The organism is Streptomyces sp. NPDC058864 (assembly GCF_042742985.1).
GTDB lineage: Bacteria > Actinomycetota > Actinomycetes > Streptomycetales > Streptomycetaceae > Actinacidiphila.
The window spans coordinates 14,771-40,733 of the sequence record NZ_JBHYMQ010000025.1; the positions used below are offsets into that span (position 1 = coordinate 14,771).

General features: G+C 72.0%; 25 protein-coding genes. 17 read left to right on the forward strand and 8 right to left on the reverse strand.

Translation table 11 applies throughout. From position 1 onward, the window contains the following. Window positions 1-4: 4 nt before the first annotated feature. From ACFW3D_RS20370 to ACFW3D_RS20400, 7 genes are all read left to right on the forward strand, one after another. On the forward strand, window positions 5-742 hold the full coding sequence (locus tag ACFW3D_RS20370; RefSeq protein ID WP_500505623.1) for a hypothetical protein: 738 nt from the start codon (window positions 5-7) through the stop codon (window positions 740-742). 44 nt (window positions 743-786) lie between these two features. Beyond that, window positions 787-1,704 (forward strand): DUF6891 domain-containing protein, encoded by a 918-nt coding sequence (locus ACFW3D_RS20375; RefSeq protein WP_500505624.1) that lies wholly within the window; start codon window positions 787-789, stop codon window positions 1,702-1,704. Between the two features lie 277 nt (window positions 1,705-1,981). Continuing rightward, entirely contained in the window at window positions 1,982-2,668 is a 687-nt protein-coding gene (locus tag ACFW3D_RS20380; protein WP_500505688.1) for a TetR/AcrR family transcriptional regulator, read from the forward strand. 106 nt (window positions 2,669-2,774) lie between these two features. Further along, the gene (locus ACFW3D_RS20385) at window positions 2,775-3,764 is read left to right on the forward strand and encodes an NAD(P)-dependent alcohol dehydrogenase (protein ID WP_500505689.1); all 990 of its coding nucleotides are present in this window, start codon (window positions 2,775-2,777) and stop codon (window positions 3,762-3,764) included. Between the two features lie 198 nt (window positions 3,765-3,962). Further along, on the forward strand, window positions 3,963-4,535 hold the full coding sequence (locus ACFW3D_RS20390) for an SUKH-4 family immunity protein (protein WP_500505625.1): 573 nt from the start codon (window positions 3,963-3,965) through the stop codon (window positions 4,533-4,535). A gap of 310 nt (window positions 4,536-4,845) precedes the next feature. Then, on the forward strand, window positions 4,846-5,859 hold the full coding sequence (locus tag ACFW3D_RS20395; protein ID WP_500505626.1) for an RNA polymerase subunit sigma-70: 1,014 nt from the start codon (window positions 4,846-4,848) through the stop codon (window positions 5,857-5,859). Window positions 5,860-6,157: 298 nt separating this feature from the next. Further along, window positions 6,158-6,607, forward strand: coding sequence for a DUF6069 family protein (locus tag ACFW3D_RS20400; RefSeq protein WP_500505627.1), 450 nt, complete (start codon window positions 6,158-6,160; stop codon window positions 6,605-6,607). Between the two features lie 79 nt (window positions 6,608-6,686). On the opposite strand, the gene ACFW3D_RS20405 is transcribed toward ACFW3D_RS20400, so the two are convergent. After that, the gene (locus tag ACFW3D_RS20405) at window positions 6,687-7,115 is read right to left on the reverse strand and encodes a VOC family protein (protein ID WP_500505628.1); all 429 of its coding nucleotides are present in this window, start codon (window positions 7,113-7,115) and stop codon (window positions 6,687-6,689) included. Window positions 7,116-7,320: 205 nt separating this feature from the next. Continuing rightward, window positions 7,321-8,091: an alpha/beta fold hydrolase gene (locus tag ACFW3D_RS20410; protein ID WP_500505629.1), complete on the reverse strand. Its 771-nt coding sequence runs from the start codon at window positions 8,089-8,091 to the stop codon at window positions 7,321-7,323. 186 nt (window positions 8,092-8,277) lie between these two features. Between ACFW3D_RS20410 and ACFW3D_RS20415 the strand changes: the two genes are divergently transcribed. From ACFW3D_RS20415 to ACFW3D_RS20430, 4 genes are all read left to right on the forward strand, one after another. Beyond that, window positions 8,278-8,643 (forward strand): PadR family transcriptional regulator, encoded by a 366-nt coding sequence (locus ACFW3D_RS20415; RefSeq protein WP_500505630.1) that lies wholly within the window; start codon window positions 8,278-8,280, stop codon window positions 8,641-8,643. Continuing rightward, window positions 8,640-9,611: a hypothetical protein gene (locus ACFW3D_RS20420; RefSeq protein WP_500505631.1), complete on the forward strand. Its 972-nt coding sequence runs from the start codon at window positions 8,640-8,642 to the stop codon at window positions 9,609-9,611. Before ACFW3D_RS20415 ends, ACFW3D_RS20420 begins: the two co-directional genes overlap by 4 nt. A gap of 240 nt (window positions 9,612-9,851) precedes the next feature. Beyond that, entirely contained in the window at window positions 9,852-11,069 is a 1,218-nt protein-coding gene (locus ACFW3D_RS20425; protein ID WP_500505632.1) for a serine hydrolase domain-containing protein, read from the forward strand. Between the two features lie 685 nt (window positions 11,070-11,754). Beyond that, a complete protein-coding gene (locus ACFW3D_RS20430; RefSeq protein WP_500505633.1) occupies window positions 11,755-13,941 on the forward strand; it encodes an acyltransferase family protein in 2,187 nt (728 codons plus the stop codon). On the opposite strand, the gene pdxR is transcribed toward ACFW3D_RS20430, so the two are convergent. Then, complete coding sequence (pdxR, locus tag ACFW3D_RS20435; protein ID WP_500505634.1) at window positions 13,938-15,371, reverse strand: MocR-like pyridoxine biosynthesis transcription factor PdxR; 1,434 nt, start codon at window positions 15,369-15,371, stop codon at window positions 13,938-13,940. The genes ACFW3D_RS20430 and pdxR overlap by 4 nt on opposite strands. A gap of 47 nt (window positions 15,372-15,418) precedes the next feature. Between pdxR and ACFW3D_RS20440 the strand changes: the two genes are divergently transcribed. The 3 genes from ACFW3D_RS20440 (at window position 15,419) to ACFW3D_RS20450 (ending at window position 19,755) form a co-directional block, all read left to right on the forward strand. Beyond that, entirely contained in the window at window positions 15,419-16,615 is a 1,197-nt protein-coding gene (locus tag ACFW3D_RS20440; protein ID WP_500505635.1) for an MFS transporter, read from the forward strand. A 122-nt stretch (window positions 16,616-16,737) separates the two neighbouring features. Then, entirely contained in the window at window positions 16,738-17,196 is a 459-nt protein-coding gene (locus ACFW3D_RS20445) for a hypothetical protein (protein ID WP_500505636.1), read from the forward strand. Between the two features lie 717 nt (window positions 17,197-17,913). After that, on the forward strand, window positions 17,914-19,755 hold the full coding sequence (locus ACFW3D_RS20450; protein WP_500505637.1) for a LamG-like jellyroll fold domain-containing protein: 1,842 nt from the start codon (window positions 17,914-17,916) through the stop codon (window positions 19,753-19,755). A 99-nt stretch (window positions 19,756-19,854) separates the two neighbouring features. Here the strand turns inward: ACFW3D_RS20450 and ACFW3D_RS20455 are convergent, their stop codons facing one another. Further along, window positions 19,855-20,520 (reverse strand): DUF4097 family beta strand repeat-containing protein, encoded by a 666-nt coding sequence (locus tag ACFW3D_RS20455; protein ID WP_500505638.1) that lies wholly within the window; start codon window positions 20,518-20,520, stop codon window positions 19,855-19,857. Window positions 20,521-20,757: 237 nt separating this feature from the next. Between ACFW3D_RS20455 and ACFW3D_RS20460 the strand changes: the two genes are divergently transcribed. Then, on the forward strand, window positions 20,758-21,513 hold the full coding sequence (locus ACFW3D_RS20460; RefSeq protein WP_500505690.1) for a helix-turn-helix domain-containing protein: 756 nt from the start codon (window positions 20,758-20,760) through the stop codon (window positions 21,511-21,513). 99 nt (window positions 21,514-21,612) lie between these two features. On the opposite strand, the gene ACFW3D_RS20465 is transcribed toward ACFW3D_RS20460, so the two are convergent. Beyond that, entirely contained in the window at window positions 21,613-22,104 is a 492-nt protein-coding gene (locus ACFW3D_RS20465; protein ID WP_500505639.1) for an FBP domain-containing protein, read from the reverse strand. Between the two features lie 137 nt (window positions 22,105-22,241). On the opposite strand from ACFW3D_RS20465, the gene ACFW3D_RS20470 reads away from it, so the two are divergent. After that, a complete protein-coding gene (locus ACFW3D_RS20470) occupies window positions 22,242-23,270 on the forward strand; it encodes a S66 peptidase family protein (RefSeq protein WP_500505691.1) in 1,029 nt (342 codons plus the stop codon). Between the two features lie 141 nt (window positions 23,271-23,411). Here the strand turns inward: ACFW3D_RS20470 and ACFW3D_RS20475 are convergent, their stop codons facing one another. From ACFW3D_RS20475 to ACFW3D_RS20485, 3 genes are all read right to left on the reverse strand, one after another. Then, a complete protein-coding gene (locus ACFW3D_RS20475) occupies window positions 23,412-23,909 on the reverse strand; it encodes a hypothetical protein (RefSeq protein WP_500505640.1) in 498 nt (165 codons plus the stop codon). Between the two features lie 62 nt (window positions 23,910-23,971). Beyond that, the gene (locus tag ACFW3D_RS20480) at window positions 23,972-24,409 is read right to left on the reverse strand and encodes a GNAT family N-acetyltransferase (RefSeq protein WP_500505641.1); all 438 of its coding nucleotides are present in this window, start codon (window positions 24,407-24,409) and stop codon (window positions 23,972-23,974) included. 197 nt (window positions 24,410-24,606) lie between these two features. After that, window positions 24,607-25,194, reverse strand: a complete 588-nt coding sequence (locus tag ACFW3D_RS20485; RefSeq protein WP_500505642.1) for a PadR family transcriptional regulator — start codon at window positions 25,192-25,194, stop codon at window positions 24,607-24,609. A 69-nt stretch (window positions 25,195-25,263) separates the two neighbouring features. Here ACFW3D_RS20485 and ACFW3D_RS20490 point away from each other — a divergent pair, with 69 nt between their 5' ends. Then, window positions 25,264-25,962: an ABC transporter ATP-binding protein gene (locus tag ACFW3D_RS20490; protein ID WP_500505643.1), complete on the forward strand. Its 699-nt coding sequence runs from the start codon at window positions 25,264-25,266 to the stop codon at window positions 25,960-25,962. The last annotated feature ends 1 nt before the right edge of the window (window position 25,963 follow it).

Consider the following 25,963-nt stretch of genomic DNA (forward strand, 5'->3'; position numbering starts at 1 on the left):
CATCATGACTGCCCGGCAGCCGCTCGAATACCAGACGTTCATCGCACTCGCCGCCGCCGATCCCGCCGTGGTCGGCCTCGTCCTCAAAGGCTCCCGGGCCCACGACGACATGGTCACCCGGCACTCCGACCACGACCTGTACGTGGTCGTCGCCGACGACGCCACGACCGGTCTCACCCGCTTCGCGGGCCACCGCACCGCCGAACTCGATCTCGTCATCGTCTCCCTCAGCGGGTTCCGGGCGGCCGGGATGCCCGGCTTCGAGCGCTACGCCCTCGCCCGTGCGAGGGTCGTGCTCGACCGGCTCGACGGAGGCATCGCCCGGATCCTCGCCGACAAGGCCCGTCTCGGCGCCGATGAGGCGTTCCGGGACGCCGGCCGCCGGCTCGACGCCTACGCCAACTCCCTCTACCGGTCGGTCAAGAACCACCGGGACGGCCAGGCTCTCGCCGCGCGCCTCGACGCCGCCGACAGCATGCGCTTCCTGCTCGAACTGCTCTTCGCCCTCGACCGTCGCCCCCGCCCCTACAACAAGTACCTGGAGTGGGAGCTCGCCCGGCACCCACTGCCGGGCTGGGACACCGACGTGCTGCTCCACGCCGTGGACCGCGTCTCGGCGACAGGCGACCCATTCCTGCAGCGGCAGCTCTTCGCCCTTGTCGAGACGGCGGCCCGGGAGGCCGGGCACGGCGAGGTGCTGGACGCATGGGGCGAGGACCTCGACCTCATGCGACCGCAATAGACCCTGTCCATGGCGCAGCCGGAGGGGTGTGTCAGAGTCTGCGCATGCTCGAGATCGTGGTGAGGACGGAGAACCGGGAGCGGCACGTCCGCGTGTCCGCCGAGGAGCTGGCCGGGTTCGTCCGGCGGATCGGTGGTGACGGTGACCGCTTCCTGGTGCTGCAGCGGATACCCGACCTGCCGGACGTCTTCGCCCAGGTCTGGCACCGGGCGGGTGGCGACTACACGCTGGAGTACCGGGACGGTGCCGCCGACCGGCACTTCCAGGCGATGACCGGCGGGCCCGAAACCGTGATCGCGGCGATCACCGGCTGGGCCCGCCGGGAGGCCAGTTGGGACGCCGGCGCGGCTTGGTCGCTCCTGGACATGGGCCCCGCCCGCGAAGTGCCGCCGCTCGACCTCGACGAGAGCGAGCATGCGGAGCTGGAGAAGTGCGTCCGCGGGGTACTGGTCGGCGGCTACGCCTCTCGCGCCGAACTGGCCGAGCTCGCCGAGGAGTACCTGGTCACGGAGGACCGCCGGCCCGTTTCGCGTGAGCAGGCGGAGGCGCTGGCAGACCGGTTGTGGCTGGAGCGGGTCGCGGAGCAGGCCGCGTGGCAGGGCGAGACCGACCCCGAGCGACTCACCCGCGCGTTCACCGCGCTGCAGCAGACCGGCATCACGGCCCGCGAGAACTTCACCTGCTGCCGCAGCTGCGGCCAGTCCGAGATCGGCGGCGAAGCAGGGCCCGACGCCCGAGGCTTCGTCTACTTCCACACGCAGTGCACGGACTCCGCGGCGGCCGGCCACGGACTGATGCTCCTCTACGGCGGTTTCGACGGCTCGACCGAGACCACCGCCGGCATCGGCCACGAGGTCATGGCTGCTCTCGAGGCGGTCGGCCTCCACGCCGAGTGGGACCGCGACCCCGGCCGGGCGATCACCGTCACCCCCCTGGACTGGCGCCGCCGCCTGGTCGGTTAGGGGCCGGCGTCAAGGATCACGCACGCCGGGGCCTGCGCCGGGCCGGTCATCGCGAGCACGACCGGCTGCTACGGCGAGGGGGCGACGTTCCTGCTCCTGGCGGCCGCGGCCCGCACCGCCCTGGCCGCGGTACGCCATCCGCGGCGGCGCGGTGAGGGCTGACCACCTGCGCACCGGCACCGCGTCTGGGGGAGGATGGGGCCCGGCCCGTCGGCGCCGGTGACGTCGCGAACGGGTCTGGCCGAGCAGCTGGATGAGGGGAACGGTGGAGATCGCCATGCAGGCCGGCACCGCGGCGCGGCCCCGCAGGCCGTTGAGCAGGGAGCGGATTCTGGGTACCGCGGTGGCCCTGGCCGACGACGGCGGGGTCGCCGCGCTGAGCATGCGGAAGATCGCGGCGGCACTCGGAGTGGTGCCGATGGCGCTGTACAAGCATGTGGCGAACAAGGACGAGTTGCTGGACGGCATGATCGACGCCGTGGTCGGGGAGATCGACCCGCCCGACGAGGGGACGGACTGGAAGCGGGCCGTAAGGCGGCGGGTGCTGTCGGCGCGCCGGATGCTGCTGCGCCATCCGTGGGCGCCAGGTGTGATCGAGGCCCGGATGAAGGCGCGTTCGGCTCCCACCCCGGCGGTGCTGGGGTACCTGGACTCGATGATCGGGACCTTCAGGGCCGGGGGGTTCACGGTGGATCTGGTCCACCATGCGATGCACATCATGGGCAGCCGTGTGCTCGGCTTCTCCCAGGAGTTGTTCGAGGACACCCCGGGCGGTGAACCGGACCCGGACGCGTTGCCGCCCGAGGAGATGGCCGCGCGCTATCCGCACGTCACCGAGCTGGCGATGGCGGTCGCCCATGACGCGGAATCCGTCGTCGGCGCCGGTTGCGACGACCAGCTGGAGTTCGAGTTCGCCCTGGACCTGATGCTGGACGGCCTGGAGCGCCTGCGGCAAGCGGCCTGACCCTGCGAGAGCACGTCCGCCAACACCTCCTTCTCCCACGCCTCTTGACGAGTGTACGCCGTACACCTACGGTGCGCAGCAAGGGAGTTCGGACATTGGGGGCGTGATGCGAGCGATCGTCCAGAAGAGGTTCGGTCCGCCGGAGGTCCTGCGGCTGGAGGACGTCGACCGGCCCGAGGCCGGGCCCGGCGAGGTGCTGGTACGGGTGCGCGCGGCGGCGGTCAACCCGTACGACTGGCACATGATGCGCGGCGACCCGTATGTCGCGCGGCTCATGGGCGGCATGGGGCTCAGCCGGCCGAAGGCGCCCGTGGCCGGTATTGACGCGGCCGGTCAGGTGGCGGCCGTCGGTCCCGGCGTGCAGGGCATCGAACCCGGTGACGAGGTGCTGGGCTTCTGCCCGGGGTCCTTCGCCGAGTACGCCCGCACCACCGCGGACCTGGTGGTCCCCAAACCCGAGGGGCTGACGTTCGAGCAGGCCGCGGCGGTGCCCATGGGCGCGGTGACCGCGCTGCGCGGCATCCGGACCGTCGGCGGGGCGAAGGCCGGGCAACGCGTACTGGTCAACGGCGCCGCCGGCGGCGTGGGCTGCTACGCGGTGCAGATCGCCTCGGCCCTGGACGCCGAGGTCACCGCGGTGTGCAGCCCCGGAAACGCGGAGCTGGTGCGCTCCTTGGGCGCCGCGCACGTCATCGACTACACCCGGGAGGACTTCGCCCGGTCCGGCGTGCGCTACGACCTGATCCTGGACAACGTCGGCAACCACCGGCTCGGCCGCCTGCGCCGTGCGCTCACCCCGGAGGGCACCCTGGTGGCCAACGGCGGCGGATCGCCCGGCCGCGCCGTCGGGGCGGTGGGCTCGACGCTGCGTCTGGTCGCGGCCAACGCGTTCGTCCGGCAGCGGCTGCGGGTGATCCTCCCCGCGGCTCCGGCCGGACCTACCCACGAGGATCTGCTCGCGGTCACCACGCTCATCGAGGCCGGCCGGCTCACCCCCGTGGTCGACCGGACCTACCCTCTGGCCGACGCCGCCGAGGGCATGCGCCACGTGGAGCGGGGCCACGCACGCGGCAAGTCCGTGATCACCATCGGCTGAAGGCTGCGGTTCCTGCCGGGAGCACGGGATCCGGGAACGGGGCCGCACTTCGGTGTCACCCAGGGCATACGGGCCGTCAGCCGAAGCCAGGGGGCGGGGAACTCACGGCTTCACAAGGCTCCCGCCTCTCTGGGATGCCGCTGATAACATCTGCACCCGTCGATCCCCCCACCCGAGCGAAGGCCCGGAAGTCGCGCAATGAGTCCTCTGATCGACCGCGCCGCCATGGAGTCGGCTTTCGGCCCCGACGGGCTGGTCACCGTGGATGAAACGGCTCTCGCCGGAATCGTCCACGAGCCCACCCGGGACTTTCTGAGGGACGTGGGCCTTCCGGACCGGATGGGCTGGTTCCAGGCGGATCAGCGGCTCGTCGACGGCGACCCGCGCATCGGCGGCGAGGCCTGGCGGGCCGTCGCCAGGAGGTACCCGCGTTCCCCGTTCGACATGTCGGCCTGGCTGTCCCTCGGCGGGATCGGCATGGACGACGTCAGCGTCGACACCACGACCGGGGCCGTGCACTGCGTTCCGGAGGACGGGGCCCCGCACCTGCTCAACAGCGGCGTGGACGCGCTGGCGTTCTTCCTCCGAGCGCTGGAGGAGGAACGGCCCGACTACGACGCGGAGGCCGCCACCGACGAGGGCGTCGACCCGGAGGGCGCGCACGACCGGCTGCTGGCGCTGATGCGCCGGACCGACGCCGCGGCCATGGAGGACGAGGAATCCGCCTGGTACTCCGTGCTGCGGTACGTGCGGAACCTCATGCAGGACTAGCGAGAGCCTGCCCGGCGGATCACATGAGGGCCGCGGGGATCGTGGAGGAGGCGTCCGACGCAATGCCGACGTGCGGATGCACGGCCGGCACCGTGGCGGAGGTCGGCAGGTTCGGCCCGTTCCATCAGATGCGCACGGGATTTGTGCGGCTGCCACAGGTTGCTTCGTCGGCCCGATGAGACCGCCCCGGGTCGCGGTCGGCGCCTTGACCGACGCTCGGCCATGCCGACCGGCCGGCCCTGGTGATGAGTTGTCGCGCCCGCACCCGTCACACCTACGACGGGACACGACGAGACGGAAGGACGACGCGATGAGCGCGGACACGCGGACGGAGGGGCTGGGCGAGCGCGGTGCGGACGGGAGCGGTCCTGGCGAGGTCGGCGAGCCGGCCTTCGCGGGGCTCGCGGAGCGGCACCGGCGGGAGCTGCACGTGCACTGCTACCGGATGCTCGGGTCGTTCGAGGACGCCGAGGACACCGTGCAGGAGACGTTCCTTCGCGCGTGGCGGCGGCGGGAGACCTTCGAGGGCCGGTCGACGTTCCGCGCCTGGCTGTACCGGATCGCCACCAACGCCTGCCTGGACCTGCTCGCCAAGCGCCGCCCGGAGCCCGCGACCGGCGGCGAGGTGCCGTGGTTGCAGCCCTACCCGGACCGGCTGCTCGACGAGATGCCCGCGGCCGACGCCGACGAGCCGGAGGCCGTCGCCGTCGCGCGGGAGACGATCGAGCTGGCGTACGTCGTCGCCGTCCAGCACCTCGCGCCGCGCCCGCGTGCCGTACTCATCCTGCGCGACGTGCTCGGCTGGCCGGCGAAGGACGTCGCGGGGCTCCTCGGCGACTCCGTCAACTCCGTCAACAGCGCGCTGCAGCGCGCCCGCGCCGGCATGCGGGAGCACCTGCCCGCCGAGCGGCAGGACTGGAGCGGCGGCGCCGGGGACTCCGGGACGCGAGAGCTGGTACGTCGCTTCACCGACGCCAGCGTGGCCACGGACGTCGGCCGGCTCGCCGGCATGCTCCGTGACGACGTCCGCTGCTCGATGCCGCCCACGCCGGGCCTGTCCTTGGGCCGCGAGGCGGTGGTCACCGGCTGGGTCGAGGACGGCTTCGAGGGCATGCGGGGACTGCACGGCGTCCCCACGGCGGTGAACCGGCAGCCCGCCGTCGCCTTCTACCTCTGGAACGAGCGCGAGGGCGCCCACCTGCCGTTGACGCTCGACGTCCTGCGCGTCGCCGGTGGGGTGATCACCGAGATCGTCATCTTCCACGCCGACCGGTTCCCGCGCCTCGGGCTGCCGGAGCGCCTGCCGGCGGACGGCACGGAGTAGTCCCGGTGCGGACGCTCGCGCTGCGCGGTGGCGCGCGTGTCGCGGTGGTCGCGGCGGAATGGTGCGGCGCGTTCGCCGTCGTCACCCGCGGTCGGGTGCAACTGGAGCTGCGTGACGGCGGGCCCGGGCCGGTCCTCGGACGCGACGCCGGGTTCTGGCTTCGCGACACCGGCGTCCGTGCGCTGCGCAACCCCGGCCGCCGTACGGCGAGGGTGCGCATCGTCACCCCCGGGGCCCGGACCGTCACATGCCGGTCGACGCACCCCGAACGCCGGTCACCGAACGATGGAGGAACGACATGAACAGCATGAATGACACCGGGGTTGTCGCAGGCCCGGCATCGTCCCGGGCCGGCCGCACCCACCGGCTCCGCAGGCTCGCCGGCACCGGTTTCATCGCCACGCTCGCGGCGATGGCGGCCACCACCCTCGCGGCTGCGCTTGCCCGGGCCGTCGGCGTCGACTTCGAGGTCCCCGACGGCGGCGAGAGGATCCCGTTGTCCGGGTTCGCCGTGGTGACCGGCTTCTTCTCGGTCGTGGGCATCGTCATCGCCGTCGCCCTTCTTCGCCGGAGTGCCCGCCCCGGCAGGCGATTCGTGTGGACGGCGGTGCCGCTGACCGCGGTCTCGCTGGTCCCGCCCCTGCTCGCCGGGGCGAACACCGCCACCACCGCCGCCCTCCTCGGGCTCCACCTCATCCCTGCGGCGGTGATGATCCCCACCCTTGCGCGGAGCCTCCGCACCGCGTGACACGCGGGCGCCGGCCTCGCCGCCGGCCCCGGGCGGAACGGCCCGGGGCCGGGCGGAACAGCGAGCCGGTCGCCGTCGGTCAGCGACGCGTATAGGGCCGGGTCAGGACCTCCATGTTGTGGCCGTCCGGGTCGGCGAAGTACGCGCCACGGCCGCCGAAGAGGCGGTTGATCCGACCGGGCTCGGTATGGCGGGGGTCCGCGTAGTGGGTGACGCCGACCGCTTTGAGCCGGGCGATCGCCTGGTCGAACTGCTCCTCGGACACGAGGAACGCGTAGTGCTGCGACTGGATCGGCTCGTCGAGCTTCTCGTAGTAGTCGAGTGTGACGCTGTTGCCGAGTTCGACGGGGAGGAACGGCCCGAAGGGGGCGCCGACCTCCAGGCCCAGTATCACGGCCAGGAACTCGGCCGAAAGCTGCCGGTCCCGGGCGTGGACAACGGTGTGGTTCAACTGGGCGGGAGCCGCTGACGGCTCGGTCGCGTACGGGTCCTGCCGGTCGTTCGGCATCGGTGACATCGGTCTCCGGGTCTCGGGTTCGCTGGGGTCGGTGCCGTCTGGGGGCACCACGGGGAGACTCGGAAGGAGGGGCGGGGCTCTTGCCCGCCTCGTGCTCACGCCAAGGCCGGCGACCCAGCTCGTGCATGGCTCGAGGCCGACCCGGCAGTCACCTCACGAAATGTAGTGACTGCCGGGTGCCCGGGCAACATCGGGGTCAGCGGGTGGTGCTCTCGGCGGCCTCCTGGATGAGGCGGGCGACGGCCTCGGGCCGGGAGACGGAGACCGCGTGGGAGGCGTCGATCTCCACGGTGCGGGCTCCGGCACGTTCGGACATGAAGCGCTGCGCGGCCGGGGGGATGTTGCGGTCCGCGGTGGCGACCAGGCTCCAGGTGGGGATCGCCTGCCAGGCGGCCGCGGTGGCCGCCTCCTCCAGGGCCGCCGCGGCGATCGGGCGCTGCGTGGCGGCCATCAGATCGGTCACGTCGTGCGGCACGTCGGCGGCGAACTGGTCGTGGAAGCTCTCGGTCTTGATGTACAGGTCGGTGCCGGTCCCGCCGTCGGACAGGGGGAAGGCCGCCGTGTCGTCGGTGAGGGGGAAGGGCAGTGCGTCGAGGTTCGGGCCGAGGGTGCTCCCGGGGTACTTGTCCGACAGCTCCATCGCGCTCTCGCCCTTGTCGGGGATGAACGCGGCGACGTACACCAGCGCCTTGACGTTGGTCTCCCCGGCGGCCGCTTCGCTGATCACGGCGCCGCCGTACGAGTGCCCGGCGAGGACGACCGGGCCTTCCACGCCCCTCACCACGCTCGCGACGTACGCGGCGTCACCGGCCAGGCTCCGCAGCGGGTTCGCCGCCGCGACGACCGGGTACCCGGCCTGGCGCAGGTGCGTGATGACGCCGTTCCAGCTGGAGGAGTCCGCGAACGCGCCGTGCACCAGGACGACCGTGGGCTTGTGCGGGGCGGGGTGGGTGGCGGTGTCGTTCATGGTGGTTCTTCTCCTTGGGCGTTGCGGGTCGTTGCCTCTGCCGGTGCGCCGGTGCGCGGTGCTGCCGACACCGAGAAACTTAGCGCCACATTGTCTCGTGCACAAGTTACTTGTGGGCAACTAAAGTGAACAGCCGCGATGGTCAAGGAACTTGTATATGCAGTTCGCCGATATATAGTGACGGCCATGACTGAACGTTCCCTGCAGGAGCCGACGTTGCTCCTGCTCACCGCCCTCGCCGATGCGCCCCGGCACGGCTACGCGCTGATCGAGGAGGTCGCCGCGATATCCGGCGGCCGGGTCCGTCTCCGGGCGGGCACGCTGTACGGGGCGCTGGACCGCCTGCTGGGGCAGGGGGTCGTCAGGGTCGAGCGGGAGGAGGTCGTCGAGGGCAGGCTGCGCCGGACCTACGCGCTCACCGACGCCGGCTACACCCTCCTCGCCGCGGAGGCGGACCGGTTGCGCGCGACGGCACACGAGGCCGAGCGGCGGATCGGGCTGGCCCGCCCCGGCGCGGTGGTGCGCCCGACGCGGGGCGGAGCGGGCGCATGAGGGGTGACGAGGCCGGGGCGGGGGAGCGCGGCGTGCGCGGGCGGCATCCGGTGATCGCCCTGTACCCGGCCGCGTACCGCCGCCGGCACGGCGCGGAGATCGCGGCGATCCTCGAGGACGCCGGCGCCGGTGCGGGCCGGCTGGAGGCGTTGCGCGAGACGGCTGCCGTGGCGGGGCACGCGCTGCGGATGCGCACGGGCCTGGGGTCGGCCCGCCCGGCTGGACGCCTGCTGGCCGGCCTGGTCCCGTACGTCGTCGCGGTGGCTGCCTCGTTGGCGGCGGCGCTGCTGGCCGTGTGGCCGCTCGATCCACTGCCCTGGGACGGCGAGCGTACCTACACCCCGCTCGCGTACGCGCCCTGGCCGGTCGCCCTGGGATGCCTGCTCGCGGGCCGCTGGGCGTGGGCGCGGACCGCGGCGGGCGCGGCCCTGCTCGGGGCGGGGGTCTCCGTACCGCTGGCCCAATGGTCGGGCGGCCCGGCGGGGTTGTCGCAGAACCTGCCGACCGTGCTCGGGCTGGCGCTCGCCGCGGCTGTGGTGCTGGCCGCCCCGCCCGACCTGCCACCGGTCGGTGTGGGTGCCCGTCGCGCCGGCGCCCTGATCGCCCTCGCCCTCGGGGTGCCGATGGTCGTGGGGTCGCTCACCGTCTTCCAGGCGCTCGCCGACGTCGGGGTGACCGTACCCGGGCGCGCGGACCCGATGCGTCTGTTCGCCTTCTTCGCCCCGCTGGTGCTGGCCTTCCCGGCGGCCTGGGGCCTGGCGCGACTTCGGCACGGTTGGGTCAGCTCGGTGGCCCTGGTCGCCGTGCCGTTGATCGTCCTGCTCCACCCCCACTGGCCGGCGGCCTTCGCCCCGTACGACTCCGGGTACCTGTGGGCGGAGATCGCGACCCTGACGTGTGTGGCCGCCCTTGTCATCCGTCTGGGTCTGCGCCTGCGATCGGCCCTGGAGCGCCGCCGGACGACGTGAGGCCGGGACCGGCGAGAGCGGCCGGAGCGGCAGCGTCATCGGTCAAGTTCCGTGTGAATCGGGCATGTTGAAGGAGGGCGGGTGCGGGGTTGCCCGCCCTCCGACGTGGTGTTCGGCACTACGGTCGGTGTCACAGAACCGGTGCGGGGCCGGTCAGTTGATGTGGAGCCGTGAGCGCTGCGGGCGTTCGGCCCGCACGACTCCGTCCCACGCTCCTCGACCGACGACAGAGAGAACCGGATGCGTTTCACCATTGCGGGCATCACGCTCGCGAGCACTGCCGTGATCACCACCCTGGCCGCCTCGCCGGCCGTCGCCGCGACCCCGTCGCTGCCCGCCCCCGACATCTCCGGCGTCCTGGCCGTCCAGAAGCAGGCCATGGCGAACGGTGCCCCGGGCGCGCTGACCCGTATCGACTCGGGCACCTCGAGCTACCGCATCTCCATGGGGCAGTCGGACACCGCCGCGGGTACCGCGATGGACGCGGACCGGCGGTTCCGGGTCGGCAGCGTCAGCAAGAGCTTCACCACCGTGGTGCTGATGCAGCTCGTCGCGGAGGGCCGGATCGACCTCGACGCCACGGCCAACACCTACCTGCCCCGGCCGCTGCCCGACGACCGCATCACCGTGCGGCACCTGCTCAGCCACCGCAGCGGCCTGTGGGACTACACCAACGACATGTTCTACGACACCGTCCCGGGTTTCGAATCGGTACGGAACAAGGTCTTCACCTACCAGGAGCTCATCGACCTCTCCACCGCCCACCAGCCCACCAACGCACCCGGCGCCGCCTACAGCTACTCCAACACCAACTTCGTCGTCCTCGGCGCACTCATCGAGAACGTCACCGGCGTCCCGATGGCCACCCACTACCAGCAGCGGATCCTCACACCGCTGAACCTGAGGAACACCACCTACGTCCACCCGCAGACCACCATCTCCGGCTCCTACGCCCACGGATACCTGCGCCCGGACGACACCACCCTGCCCCTGGTCGACTCCACCGAGCAGACCGTCTCCTGGGCCCAGTCCGCCGGCGCGGTCATCTCCAACGCCGCCGACCTGAACCGGTTCTTCTCCGCCCTGGTCTCCGGCAAGCTCGTGCCCGCCGCCCAGCTCCAGCAGATGATGACCATGGTCCCGGTCAACGCCGACGGCACCCAGTCCTACGGACTCGGCCTGCGGGCCAGGAAACTGTCCTGCGGCGTGACCGTCTACGGCCACACGGGCACCGTCCAGGGCTTCTACACCTACGCGTTCACCACCGCCGACGGCAAGCGCAGCATGACGTCCATGGCGAACACCTCCAACAACGGCACCGTCAACACCATCCTCGGCGGCACCCTCGAGGCCGCCTTCTGCGGCACGACCACCGCCAAGGCCACCACGCTCAAGACCACCGAGGGCGAACCCTTCACCGAGGACATCGCCCCCCAGGTCGTCCGCCACAACCGGTAGTCACCATCACCGGTGGTCGCCATCACCGGTGGTCACCGCACCCGGTCGACCCGGACCGCCGCCGCGCACCCGCACATCCTCCGGCGGGTGCGCGGCGGTTCCTCGGGGTCCGGTTGCGCGCGGCTCAGCGGTACGTCGGGACGGCGGCGGCCGCTTCCGCCGGGGCACCGGCCCGCGGGCGACGGAAACAGGCACCGGACAGGCAGAGCAGCAGCACCCCCGCGAGGAACGCGGCCCGCGGGCCGATGCCCTGATGGGCCCACCCGGCCGGCAAGGTCCCCAGCGCGCCCGCGCACATGCCCTTCCGGGAGCAGGGACTGGCGCAGCGACACCGCGGTCACGTTCCACACCAGGCCCACCGCGCCGTACACGGCGATCGGCACCGTCGCCACCAGGACGGACGAGGCCGAACCGATGCCGGCGCAGAGCACCGCGGTCGCCGGCACGGGCGGCGCTATGACGGACTCCGTCGTGGCCGGCGACGGCCGCCGCCGACCGTACGGGTCCCGAGGCCGTGGCGAGGCGAGACGTCAGGAACGGTGAACGCGAGGACAACAGCGGGCGTGCGGTCGGCGAAGAGCACGCGAACCATGCCGAATGACCACAACTCTCCCCGGAGGTGGAAGGTCATGGCCGGTGGCGCCGCACGGCTCGGCGCCATCCGTCCTGATCAAGGGAGAGTGCTGTGGTGCGAGCGACGTGGCCTGCGGAGAACGTGACGCCGGCGCCGGCGCTCCCACCGTCGGCCCGGCCCGGCGGCCGGGCACCGGACCGGTCCGGCGCCGCCCCGGACCGGCCGGCCGCCGCCGGACGGCTGCGCGCGGACATCCAGGGCCTGCGCGCCCTCGCGGTGGTGCTGGTGGTGCTCTCGCACGCCGGAGTCCGGCCGTTGGCGGGCGGCTACATCGGCGTCGACGTGTTCTTCGTGATCTCGGGCTTCCTCATCACCTCGTTGCTGTCGCGCGAGCTCGTGCGGACCGGCCGCGTGTCCCTGCGGCAGTTCTACGCCCGCCGTGCGCTGCGGCTGCTCCCCGCGTCCACCGCCGTGGGGCTCGTCACGCTCGGCGGGGCGTGGCTGTTCCTGTCGAAGGTCCGCTTCCAGGAGTACGTGGGTGACGCCCTCAGCAGCACCTTCTACCTGGTGAACTTCCGGCTGGCGAGCGCCGGCACCGACTACCTGAGGGCCGACAGCCCGCCGTCGCCCTTCCAGCACTACTGGTCCCTGGCCGTCGAGGAGCAGTTCTACCTCCTCTGGCCGTTGCTGCTGTGGGCGAGCTGGAGGCTGGCCCGGCGGCGGACCGGGCTCCTGGCGGCGCCCCTCGCCGTGCTGTGCGTGGTCTCCTTCGCGCTGAACGTGTCGGTCACCGGCGTCTCGCCCTCCTGGGGGTACTTCGGCTCGCACACCCGCCTGTGGGAACTGGGCGCGGGCGCGCTGCTCGCCCTTTCCGCGGGCAGGCTGCGGCGGTTGCCCGGCTGGGCGGCCGCGGTCATGAGCTGGACCGGACTGGTGTCGCTGGCGGTGGCGGCCCTTCGGTTCGACGACGACACGCCGTTCCCCGGGTGGTACGCCCTCGTGCCGGTGCTGGGCGCCGTACTGGTGCTGGCGGGCGGTTGCCCACCCGCCCGGTTCGGCGCCGGGCGGCTGTTGTCACTGCGCCCGGTCACGTGGGTCGGCGGCCTCTCCTACAGCTGGTACCTGTGGCACTGGCCGGCGCTGGTGATCCTGCCGATGGCGTTGAACCGACCGCCGACCGTCAGGTTCGGACTGGTCTCCGCCGCGTTCGCGCTCCTGCTCGCCTGGGCGACGCTGCACCTCGTGGAGAACCCGGTGCGGTTCCACCGTCTGTTCCGTGGCCGTCCGGTACGGGCGCTGGGGCTCGGGGCCGGGCTGACTGCGTGCGCCGTGGTCGCGGCACTGGTCGCGACGGCGTTCCCGCCGCCCATCAGCTCGGGTGTGGCGGCGCCCCGGCTGAGGAGCGTGCTCTCCGGGTCCGCCGACCCGCAGGCACGCCTGGCCCGGCTGCTGGCGGCACCGTCCACCAGCCTGCCGGCCAATCTGCGGCCAGGACTCACAGAGATCAAGACGACGACGTCCGCGATCTACCGGGACGGCTGCCACATCGGCTACGGGAGCGCGGCGACCCCGCCCTGCGTCTACGGCGACCGGTCCGCGCCGAAGACGGTGGTGCTCTTCGGGGACTCCCACGCGGCCCAGTGGTTCCCCGCTCTCGAGCGGCTGGCCCGGGAGCACCACTGGAGACTGGTCTCACTGACCAAGTCCTCGTGCAAGGTAGCCGCCGTCACCACCGTCTACCAGGGCCGGCCGTACACGTCCTGCGACCAGTGGCGCACCGGAGAACTCGCCCGGATCAGGTCCCTGCGTCCCGCGCTGGTCATCGCCTCCTCCTCGGACGCGGCCGACCTGGCCAGGCCGTCCGGAGACCCCCGCCGGCAGTGGACGGACGGATTCGAGCGGACCTACCGGGAACTGCTGGAGTCCGGTGCCCAGGTGCTGGCCGTCGAGGACACCCCCTGGCCCGAGGGCGACGCGGTCGAGTGCGCGGGAGGCCATCCGCTGGAGCTGCAACGGTGCGCGTCCGACACCGCGCACGCGGTCAAGGACCCCGACAAGAAGCGGGAGATCAGCGAAGCGGCGGCGGCCACCGGCGTCTCGGTCCTGGACCCCGTGCCCTGGCTCTGCGGGGCCGCGGGTGTCTGCCCCGTGGTGGTGGACGACACCTTCGTCTACCGCGACGACAGCCACCTCAGCGAGTCCTACGCCGAGGCCATCGCACCGGTACTGGACCACGCGATCAGCACCCGCTACGGAACCGACCTGACCCGGCATCCCGGAACGGCCGGCCCGAGCTAGGTGTCCGAGAGGAGGTCACCGACGGCGGCGATGCCCTCGGTGACCGCGTGCCGGCCGGTGTTGCCGAAGCCGAGCACGAGGCGCGACCCGCCGACCGGGTCCGGTGCCGTGCGGTGGGCGGCCATCCCGTAGAGGCCGACCCGTCGGGCCCGGGCCGCGGTCACGACCTGTTCCTCGTCGCGGCCCGGGCCGAGGTGGGCGACGGCGTGGAAGCCGGCGGCGAGACCGGTGAGCCGCACGCCGGGGGCGTGCACGGCGAGTGCCTCCACCAGGGCGGCGCGCCGCGCGGCGTACTTGGCGCGCATACGGCGGAGGTGACGGTCGTACCGTCCGGAGGCGATCAGGTGCGCCAGTGCGACCTGGTCGATGGTGGGCGATCCGCGGTCGTCGGCGGCCTTGAACGCGACGACCGGTGCGTGGAGGGCGGCCGGGCACAGCAGCCAGCCCAGCCGGAGGGCCGGCACGAGTGACTTGCTGACGGTGCCGATGTTCAGTACGCGGTCGGGGGCGAGGCCCTGGAGGCAGCCGACGGGGTCGCGGTCGTAGCGGAACTCCGCGTCGTAGTCGTCCTCGATGACGAAGGCGTCACGGCGCTGCGCCCAGTCGATCAGTGCGCGCCGTCGCCCGGCGGCCATGACGACGCCGGTCGGCCATTGGTGTGCCGGGGTGACGAGGACCGCTCGCGCGCCGGTGGCCTCCAGGGCCCGCACGTCGATCCCGTGCTCGTCGACGGGCACCGGTACGGCGGTCATCCCGGCGTCCGCGGCGGCCCGGGAGGTCGCGGCGGGCGCGCCCGGATCCTCGTGGGCGAGGGTGGTCACACCGCGGCCGGCCAGAGCGCGCAGGGCCAGGCCGAGCCCCTGGGCGTAGCCGGAGCAGATGACGGTGCGTCCGGGGTCGGCGGCCGCGGCCCGTACCCGCCGCTGGTACCCGGCCACCACCTCGCGCAACACGGGCGCGCCGTGCGCGTCGCCGTAGTCGAGCGCGGCCGTCGGCAGGGCGCGGGCCGCCTCGCGCACCGCCCACAGCCAGTCGGCGAGCGGGAAGGAAGCGAGGTCTGGGACGCCGGAGCGGAAATCGGCGATCAGCCGTGGCCCGGCGGATGGCTGCCGGCCCGCCGGTCGCCCGGGCGGCGTGACGGGCGCGGGCTGCGGGCAGGCGTGGGCGGAGACGGTGGTGGCGGCACCGATGCGGCCGGTGAGGTAGCCCTCCGCCTGGAGCTGGGCGTAGCAGTCCTGCACCAGACCGCGGGAGACCCCGGTGCGGCGGGCCAGTTCACGGGAGGACGGCAGACGTTCGCCGGCCTGGAGGCGGCCCGCCCGGATGGCGTCCCTGATCTGGCGTTCCAGCTGCGCGCGCAGCCCCTCGGCGCTGTTCCGGTCCACGGCGAGCAGCAGTTCGGGCGACAGACCGGACCAATGGAGCGGCATGGAATTGGAGCTTACCGGGGGACCGGCCGGCTTCTAGCGTCAATGCCATGACCACGCCACCCAGCGTCCCGCCCACCGGTACCGCCGCCGGCAACGCGCACCTCCCCGACCCGCCCTCCGCGCCCGTCCGCCCCCCACTGGTGACCCGTCAGCTGCTCCTGCGCTTCGTGACGGTGATCGGCGCCTCCGCCGGCTTCTTCCTGCTGCTGTCGGTGGTGCCGCTGTACGCGGAGCGCGGTGGCGGCGACGCCGGCCTGGCCACCGGCGCTCTGATGCTCGCCACCGTCGGCGGCGAGCTGGTCACCCCACGCCTGGTGGCCCGTTACGGCTACCGGACGGCGCTGGCCGCCGGGCTGGTCCTGCTCGGCGCGCCCGCACTGGTGCTCACCGCCGGGGACGGCATGGCGTGGATCGTCGCGATGTGCCTGCTGCGTGGGCTCGGCTTCGCGCTCACCGTCGTCGCGGGCGGCGCCCTGACGGCCTCGCTGATACCGGCCGAGCGGCGCGGCGAGGGGCTGGCACTGGCCGGGATCGTGTCCGGCGTACCGTCCCTGGTCGGCCTGCCGCTCGGTGTCTGGCTGGCCGCGCACGTGGGGTTCACCCCGGTGTGCGTGGCCGGCGGGGTGGTGGCGCTCGCCGCGGTCGTGGTGGTGCCGGGGCTGCCGGGGCGGGAACCGTCCGCGGGCCGGGACGCCGGAGTGGTCGCGGGCCTGCGCAACGGGGCCCTGGCCCGGCCCACCGCGGTGTTCGCGACGACCGCGCTGGGGGCGGGGATCATCGTCACGTTCCTGCCGGTCGCCGTCCCGGCGTCGCTGTCCGTCCTGGTGACGGTCGCGCTCTTCGCGCAGCCCGCGACGTCCACCGTGGCGCGCTGGTTCGCCGGCCGGTACGGCGACCGCCACGGCCCGGCCCGCCTGGTGCTTCCCGGCCTGCTCGCGTCGGCCGCCGGCCTCCTGCTGACGGCGGCGACGAGCAGCCCGCCGGCGGTGCTCGCCGGGGTCACGCTGTTCGGAGCGGGCTTCGGCGTGGCGCAGAACGCGACGCTCACGCTGATGTACGCCCGGGTCCCGGAATCCGGGTACGGCACGGTCAGCGCACTCTGGAACGTGGCGTACGACGGCGGGATGGGCGTGGGCGCCCTTGCCTTCGGCGTGACGGCGGCCCACACCGGTTACCCGGCCGCCTTCGCGCTCACCGCCGCCGCGATGCTCGTCGCCCTTGCCCCGGCCTGGCGCGACAGGTGAACAGGCCGGCCGCGCGCCAGGGTTCGGCCGACGGGCCGGGAAGTGCTTCAGCCGGCAGGTGCTCTCCCTCACTTCCGAGGTCGGCATCGCCCCTCGCGGGGGGCTCGGCATATGGTGGCGTCATGTTCGATCCCCGGGCGTTCGATGTGTTGGCCGGCGATCACCGTCACCACCAAGTGGAGCGGGCAACGATGCCGGAAGCAGGGCCGACAGGTTCTTCCAGCCCCTGGTCCAGGGGTATTCGGCTCGGCGTCCTCTTCGGGGGGCTGGCCTCACTGGTCTCCGTCGTCGGTATCGGCAGGACGTGGGGTGCATGCGACATCGGCGTCAATGCCGCCGCCGACTCCATGACGTTGCTGTTCCTCGCCCCCGTGATATGGGTTGCCGCAGCGGTCCCGTGGGCTGTCCTGTACGGAACCCTCGGCAGACGTCACCGAGCGGCGGCACTGACAGCAGGGCTCGTCTTCACCGTCTGGTTCACGTGGTTCCTGGTGACATGGCTCGGCATCATGGACTCCTACCCAGACCCTCTGTGCCCGGGGAACGTTCCGCCCTGGTGGCCGGGTTTCGTCCCCACCTGATCGCGCCCGGGCGCCGCGCGCCACCGGCGTCGGATCGCGCGGCCGATGGCGGCGGGTGCGTCCCGCCCATCGCGGTTTGCTCGCGGGGCTTTGCGTCGCTACCCTCACTTCGAGTTGGTTCTTGACGCGTCAAGCAGCGCGGCGTGATCGATGCGCGGCTTCCATGACCGGTGTCCCCCTCAGGGGGCGCACTTCGGCCGAGTCGGCGTCGCCGTTCTCGAATGAATTTTCCCCGGTTGTTCAGGGCCCATTGCGGCGTCGATTCGTCGGGGCTGTGAACATCACTTGATTCTCTCCCGATTGGCTCCGCCGGGATGGGAAATCAGGGAAGCGGCGGCGCCCCGACGGCCTTTCACCGCCACCCCTGAAACGCCATGAGAACGTCCGCGCCGCCGGGTTCAGCCCTGCGTCCGGGTGGCGTCCGCATGCCGCGTGAACTGCTGATAAGCCGTCATCGGCCACCATCCGGCCCGGGGTGACCCCGCTCGGGTTTTCAGTTCTGGAAAGGCACTGGATCGCCTTTCGTCATCTCCCGTCCGCCCAGCACGCGCTGCTTCTGACTAGCGTCGTTGGTGTTTGAAACTATCGACCCCAGAAGGGCCCCTCATGTGCATTCACGATGACAACCCGTCACACGGGCCGGACGGGCAGAGTCGGCGAGGGTTCCTCCGCAACGCCGCGTTGGCCGGTGCGGGGGCGGCAGCCGCGGGTGCCGGTGTGTCCGCGCTCGTCGGAACGCCCGCGTTCGCCGCGGACGCCGGTGAGAGCGGCAGGACCGGCAGCTGGAGCCCGGACCCGACGGCCCTCCAGTTCACCCTCGCGGTCATGCCGGACACCCAGTTCCTCTACTGGGGCAGCCAGGACAGCGTCAACAGGACGCCCATGGAGGAGTCGTTCCGCTACATCATCAACAACAGCGGTGACGGCGCCGACAACATCGTCTTCATGGCGCACCTCGGCGACCTGACGCAGGACGCCGACGCGTCGTCCTTCGCCCAGGTCGACAAGGCGTTCGCCCTCCTGGACTCGCACGGCGCCGCCTACAGCGTGGTCGCCGGCAACCACGACGTGAGCGGCGACGACTCCCGCGGTGACACGCCGTACCTGCAGACCCTGGGGCCGCGGCGGTTCAAGCGCTCGAAGACCTTCGCCGGAGCGGACCCGACCGGCTACAACACCGCCCACGTCTTCAAGGCCGCGGGCCTCTCGTGGCTGGTGCTGGCCCTGGACTGGCGGACCACCGACCAGGGCTTCGCGTGGGCCAACGAGGTCATCAAGGCCCACCCGAAGATGCCGGTGATCCTCACGGCGCACGACATCGTCTACTCGGACTACGATGACAACGTTTTCCCGTACGAGTCCGGCAACCCGGAGGACAACGCCGACCTCTCCGGCTACGGCCAGACGATCTGGGACAAGCTGATCAAGGACAACGACCAGATCTTCCTCACCCTCAACGGCCACTACTGGCCGTCCGGGCGTACGACCAAGAAGAACACCGCCGGCAACGACGTGTACATGCACATCACGAACTACCAGAACCGCTACTTCGGCGGCGGCGGCATGATCCGGCTGTACCACTTCGACCTGGCCCGCAACACCATCGACGTCGAGACCATCAACCCGTGGATCCTGGCCCAGGACCCGGAGTCCCGCAACAAGCTGGCGGCCGAGCACGCCCGCATCACCGGCGCGGTCGACGACTTCTCGGTGCCGATCGACTTCGAGAAGCGGTTCTCGAGCTTCATCCCGGTCCCGGTCCGGCCCGCCCGTCCGGCGGGCAGGCAGCTGGTCAAGGGCACGCTGGCCTACTGGCGCTTCGACGGCCAGGGCGCGCCCGGCACCCCGCTCACCGCGGGCGACACGGTCCGCGACCTGTCCGGCAAGGGCAACGACCTGACCGTGGTGACCGTGCCGGGCAGTGCCGCCGACGCGCTGACCTGGTCCGACGACCACCACCCCGACCAGCCGGCGCACGCCAGCCTGAAGTTCACCGGCGGCAGGAACCCGGTCAACGGCTCCTACCTGACCACCGGGGCCAAGGCCCCGCTGAACGCCGAGACGTTCAGGTCCGGGTACACCTTCGAGACCTTCGTGCGGATGCCGCTCGACTGGGACGCCGGCAGGAACGGCAACGCGTCGGTACTCAGCCGCCGGGGCTCGGCCGGAGCCGCCGGCAAGCACGGCAAGAACACCGACGCGGACGAGCCCCTGGCCCAGTTCGCCATCACGAACAACGGCCGCGAGGCGCAGTTCAACCACTACCCGCTCAACAACACCTATCCGACGACCAACTGGGGTCACGGCATGGTGGAGCTGAAGTGGTGGCACGTGGCGGTCGTCAACGACGGCCGCTACACGAGGATGTACGTGGAGGGCGCGCCCGTCGCCGACAACCCGAGCCGGGTGTCGCAGGGCCTCACCACGCTCGGGCTGCCCTGGCTGGTGGGCGGCCACGAGTACGCGGGTGCCGTCGACGTCGTCTTCCACGGCAACGTCGGTGACATCCGCATCGTGAACCGCCCGTTGTCCGTGGACGAGTTCCTGACCGCCGAGTAGGACATCGGGCAGGACGGTCCCTCCCGGAGCCCCGCCGGCGGGTGGCGGGGCCCCGGGCACGGACGGGCCGGGCCGTTCGGCGGCGCCGGCGTCGTTGCCTCACGCGCTGCGGGCGGTGATGTCGCCGTGAGGGGTCGTGGCGTGGATGTGGAGTTCGGTCGCGCCGTCGTTCTTCAGGGCGTTGCTGACGCGGCCGTGGCCGGCGCCGGCGTCCAGGGCGGCCGAGACGCCGGCAGCCGCGATGACCGTGATGTCGCCCATCTGGGTGCGCAGTTCGACCGTGCCGCGGACGGCTTCGGCGATACGGATGTCGCCCCGTGCGGTGCTGATGTCCGCGGGACCGGTGAGCCTGCCGATCTCGACGTCGCCGTCCACCGCGGTGAGGCGGACCCCGGCGGCCTCGTCGATCTTGACCTGCCGGTACGCGCCGTCGAAGGCGATGTCGCCGAGCCTGCCGACGCCGCGGAGCTCGCAGCCGGCGGTCCTGGCCTGGATGCGCGAGCCGGTGGGCAGTTGGACGGTGACCTCCAGGGATCCCGAGGGACCGAGGAGCCGGTTGGCGCGCTCGGGGGTGCGGATCTGCAGGACGCCGTCGGTGCAGGTGACGGTGGTCTGCTCGGCGGCCTGGACGTCACGGTTCTTGGAAGCGTCGGCGGGCAGGACCTCGACGGTGGTGTCGGCGCGGTCGCCGGCGATGAACTGGACGCGTCCCGCGGGGATCTCCAGGACGGCGGAGACGGGGGCGGGGGTGTCGAACTTCTGCATCGTGCTCTCCCGTTGTCGATCGCTGTTTCTGACACCGGAAACGCTACGTTGCTTTCCATTTTGTGGCAACGAGCTTGTTGCGTTGAAGCAGCGTAATTGCAGGTAGAGACTGATATATCGTTGCAACGATCGCGAAGGTAACGCAACGTCAATTGCTTCGATCATTGCAATGGCTGACAGGTGAACGCTATGCTGACGGAATCAGAGGGCACCACGAGGATCACCGAGGAGATCGCGATGCCGGGAGGCAGGCTCACCCAGCAGGAACGCCGGCAGATCGCGTCGGGGCTGGCCGACAGCCTCCCCTACGCCGAGATCGCCCGGCGCCTGGACCGTCCGACCTCGACGGTCACGCGGGAGGTGATGCGCAACGGCGGTCCCACCGCCTACCGCGCGGACCTGGCCCACCACGCCACGGAACGCCGGGCCCACCGGCGCAGGCCCGCCGCCTCCCGGGGACCGCAGTCGGCTCCTCAGGCGCACGGACGTGACGCGGAGGCCGTGGCCGAGTACGAGGAGACGTTCACTACGGTCATGATGGCCTCGGGCCTGAACAAGATGGCGGCCCGGGTGCTGACGTGCCTGTTCACCACCGACGCCGGCAGCCTCACCGCGGCCGGGCTCGCCCAGCGGCTCCAGGTGAGCCCGGCGTCCATCTCCAAGGCGATCACCTTCCTGGAGAGCCAGAGCCTGGTCCGCCGGGAACGCGACGAACGCCGCCGTGACCGCTACCTCGTCGACGACGAACTCTTCTACCAGGCGACCATCGCCAGCGCCCGGGCCAACGACCGGCTGGTCGCGACCGCACGCCAGGGCGTGGCCGTGCTCGGCCCCAACACCCCCGCCGCGGCCCGCCTGGAGAACATCGCCCGCTTCCTCGACTTCATCAGCGAAAGCATCACCCGCGCCGCCGAGCAGGCCCGCGCCGTCCTCCACACCAAACCCGACGCGACCTCAGACGATGCCGCCCAGCCGGGCCCGGACCGCGGATAGCCGGCACCAACCGCGCAGGATGTCCCGACCCCTCCGCGGCCTCCGCACCGGGTGAGGGCGAGCGCAACGGCCGCGTCTGGACGCGCGTGCCCGAGGGCTTCACGCGGTGACCTTGGCGATGAACGCGGCGAGGTTCGCGACGGTCCGCTGGATCTTCTCCTCCAGGGTGAGCGTCTCGTGGAGCCGCGCGCCGATTCCCGCGTCCTTTTTGCCCCTCACGTACAGCGGGCAGGCGAGGTCGCTGCAGATGTAGGCGCCCACGGTGTTGCCCTGCTGCCCGGCCTTGCCGGCCCTCGCGGCGACCATGAGCGAGACGCCGCCGGAGTGGGTGGTCAGGCACATGGAGCACATGCTGAGCCGGGCCTGCCAGGAGGTGGAGCCCGAGGAGCGCAGGGCGAGGGCCACCGTGCGGCCTTCCCGCTCGGCGACGAGGTAGGACCGGTCGGGGGCCTGGGGGTCGCGCCAGCCGAAGAAGTCCAGGTCGTCCCAGGGCTGCTCTGCCAGGTCGCGGGGCACGTGCAGACGCTTCGCCTCGCCCTTGCTGCAGTTCACGAAGGCGCTACGGATCTCTTGCTCGGTCAATGGGTTCATGGGCGGCAGGCTAGTTTGCCTAAACCCATTAGGCAAGTTCTTAATGGTCGAAGCCAAGACTGCCCGTGCCGTGCGCCGGGGCGGACGTCCGGCGAAAGTCGCGTGACCCTGCCAATGGCACCGGTGACACTGACGCCATGACTGGTTCCGTACCGCCGCAACTGCCTCGACTGCTTCGACCGCGGGCCCTGAGGCCCGGGGATCTCGTCGTCGTCGCATCGCTGTCCGGTCCGCTGCCGGCCGCTCACGAGCCCAACGTCGAGCGGACGGTGGGTGTGCTCGAGCGGATGGGATTCCGCGTGCGCCGGGCTCCGCTGCTCGAAGCGGGACGCCGCCACTGGTGGAGCGCGGCCACGCCGGCGGAGATCGCCGGTGAGCTCAACGGCCTTCTGCGTGATCCCGAGGTGCGCGCGATCGTCGCGAGCGACGGTGGCCAGACGGTGCTCGGCTACCTCGACCTGGTCGACGTCGAGGCGATCCGTGCCGACCCCAAGCCGATCCTCGGCTACAGCGACATCTCGCTGCTGCATCTGGTGCTCTACGCGCGCACGGGCCTGGTCGGGTTCCACGCCGACATGGCCGTCCCCGGCTTCGGCGGACACTGGCGGTCCGCGCCCGTGGCGCGCCAGGCGGAACTCGAGGACCTCTACTCCAGGTTGCTGACCGGTACCGAGGCGATCGGAGCGCTGCCTGCGAGCCCCTCGTGGGAGTGCTGGCGTCCTGGTCGTGCCGAAGGCCGGCTGATCGGCGGGGTGATCAATCGCATCGTGCTGACGCAGGCGACACGTTTCGCGCTACCGCTCGAACGGTTCGACGGCGCGGTGCTGTTCTGGGAGGAGATGGGCGGCCTGGCGTCGTACGTGTGGAGCTATCTGCAGGTGATGCGGCACAGTGGCATCCTCGACCGGATCTCCGGCATGGTCGTGGGCGTTCCGCGCGAGATCGGCGGACTCGAGCCGGGCGCGTCCCCCACCCTGCGCGAGATCGTCCTCGACGTCCTCGGTGACCGTGACATCCCGGTCCTGGGCGACGTCGATTTCGGGCATGCCGGACCGAATCTGCCGATGCCGGTCGGCATCCGCGTCGGCCTCGATGCGCGGCGGCGGACGCTGTCGCTGCTCGAACCGGCGGTGGGGCCGCACGCGGTCACGGGACCGGTCGGCTGAGCACCGCGGATCAGTGAGCCGCCGGCCCTCGGCGGCCGCCGCGCTCCGACGTCAGCGGCGCCCACGCCGGCAGCAGGCCGTACGACACCGCCCCGCACCGTCCTGGTGCGGGGCGGTCCCCACGGTCCGGCAACCCGCGGCTCAGCGGTAGTCCTCGGGGTGGCCCTGCATCCAGCGGTTGATCCGGTCGCGGGTCGCCACGAGCTCGTCCTGGTGCTCCTTGAGGTTCTCGAAGGAGGTGTCGGTGCCGAGGGTGCCGTGGAGTTCCGCCATCCATGCGAGAGGTTCGCGGAAGTGCCCGGGGCCCTGGGGGTCGGCCTTCATCGCGGCGTCGAGGCCGCCGAGTTCGTCGTGCAACCGCGTGAGGAAGTACTCGCACTCACCCGCGGACGTGGTGGGCGTGCAGCCGGAGTGGTACGTCGCCTGCAGGGTGGCGAAGGCGTCGCGCACCAGCTCCACCGGCGCCTTCGGCCGCGAGGCGGAAGCCGAAGCGGCCGCCGGCGCAGGGTCGTTGCCCGCGGTCCGGTCGGAACCGTTGTCCGACGGCGCGGAGCACGAGAGCAGAAGAGCGACGAGCGGGACCGCGAGCAGCGGGACACGGGCACCGGTCAGGTGCCGTGCGACGGGTTCCTTGATCATGGGAAGTACGACGTGCGGGACGATCGCTCGGTTCCTCGCGGCTCCGGGAAAACCGGCGGTGCCTAGGCCTGCAGGGTGAAGCGGAGGACGCGGGTGTCACGTACGAGGAAGCCGAGCCGTTCGTACAGCCGGTTCGCCGCCTGACGCGTGGGGCGGGACGTGAGGTCCACCGTGCGGGCTCCCGCCGCGTCGGCCAGGCGTACTGCCTCCTCGGTGAGGGCGGCGCCGACGCCGTAGCCGCGGGCGGCCTCGTCGACCACCACGTCCTCGATCCAGGCGCGCATCCCGGTCGGCAGGGGGAACATCGCCAGCGTCAGCGTCCCGACGACGCGACCGTCGACGCGCGCCACCAGCACCGTGTTCGCCTCGGCGGCCAGGAGCCTGCGCAGCGATTCGTGGTCCGGCGGCGCGGCGCCGGCCGACAGCTGGGGCAACAGGCGGGTGAACGCCTCGACCATCTCGTCGTCGGCTTCGCGGACGACCACAACCTCAACGCTCATGATCCGGTTCCTGTCCAGGTGTCACGGCACCGGGCGGCCTCCGCGGTGCCCGGGGGCGCGGCCTCGTACGGCCACGGGCACCAGTCTCCTCATGCATGCTGCCGGGGGGCCATTCCTGCTCATCCACCCGTGGGCGGCGCGGCGGGCGCGGGACGCACCGGGGGACCGCGGGGACCGCGGCCGCGGGGGACCCCGCGCTACGTCGTCGCCCTGCGTTCGCGGGTCTCCGGTTCCTCCGTCGCTTCGTGCGAGGGGGCACCGGCTTGCGTGAGCGGCGCCAGCCGGTCGGTGGCGGTGTCGACCAGTTGCAGGTCGGTCTTGGTGTGGGCGATGGCGGCGTCGATGAGGAGGGCGACGAGGGGGTCGTGGGTGTGGGTGCGGCGCAGGCGTGTGAGCGCGGCGAGTTCGGAGAGGTAGGTCTGACGCTGGGCGGCCACGAGGGCGTCGACGGCCTCGGCGCCCAGCGAGGCCGCGCCGAAGAGCTTGAGGAAGAGCTCGTCGCGGTATCCGCCGGTGCGGACCCAGGCCGTCGTCGCCCAGCTGTCGAGCTCGTCCAGTCCCTGGGAGGTGAGGGTGTAACGGGTCTTGTCCGGGCGGTCGTTCTGCGCGACGTGGGAACGGATGACGTGCCCGTCGCGGACCAGCCGGTCCAGGATCTGGTACAGGTGCCCGATGTTGAGCCCGCCCCACTGCGGGCCGATCGCCTCCTCGAAACGGCCCTTGAGCTCGTAGCCGTGACTCGGTCCCTCGGCCAGCAGCGCGAGCACCGCATGGTGCAGTGGCATTTTGCATCCCCTCTGTGTTGTGACAATGTACCCCTGCATTGCCGCAATGCAGGAGGGGTGGTCGGAACCATGGGCGTGGCCTTGCGGGGTGTGACCCGCCGGCATCCGGGGGTGGTGGCGCTGGACGGCGTCGACCTGGAGATCGGGGACGGCGAATCGGTGGCCCTGACCGGCCCGTCCGGCGCCGGAAAGTCGACGGTGCTCCATGTCGTGGGCGGCATGGACCTGCCCGACTCCGGCACGGTGGAGGTCGACGGCACCGCACTGGGCCCGGGCGGACTCGATGCCCACCGCCGCCGGATCGGCTTCGTCTTCCAGCGCTTCCATCTGCTGCCCGCCCTCACCGTGCTGGACAACGTACTTGCCCCGGTGCTGCCCCGCCGGGTGGACTTCGACCGGCGGGCCCGCGGCATGGAACTGCTGGAGGCCGTGGGCCTGGCCCACCGGGCCGGGGCCCTGCCGTCGGAGCTGTCGGGTGGTCAGCAGCAGCGCGTCGCTGTGGCGAGGTCGCTGATCAACCGGCCTGGTCTGCTGCTGGCGGACGAACCGACGGGCAACCTGGACAGTTCGACGGGCCGGGAGATCGTCGACCTGCTGCTGTCGCTGACCGCGCAGTACGGGATGACGATGCTGGTCGCGACGCACGATCTGGAGGTCGCCGCGAGCTGTGACCGGATCGTGCGCCTGCACGACGGACGGGTCGTGGCCGACGAACGGATCACGCCGGCGGCCGACGTCCTGGACCGGCTCGGGGGGCTGCGCCCGTGAT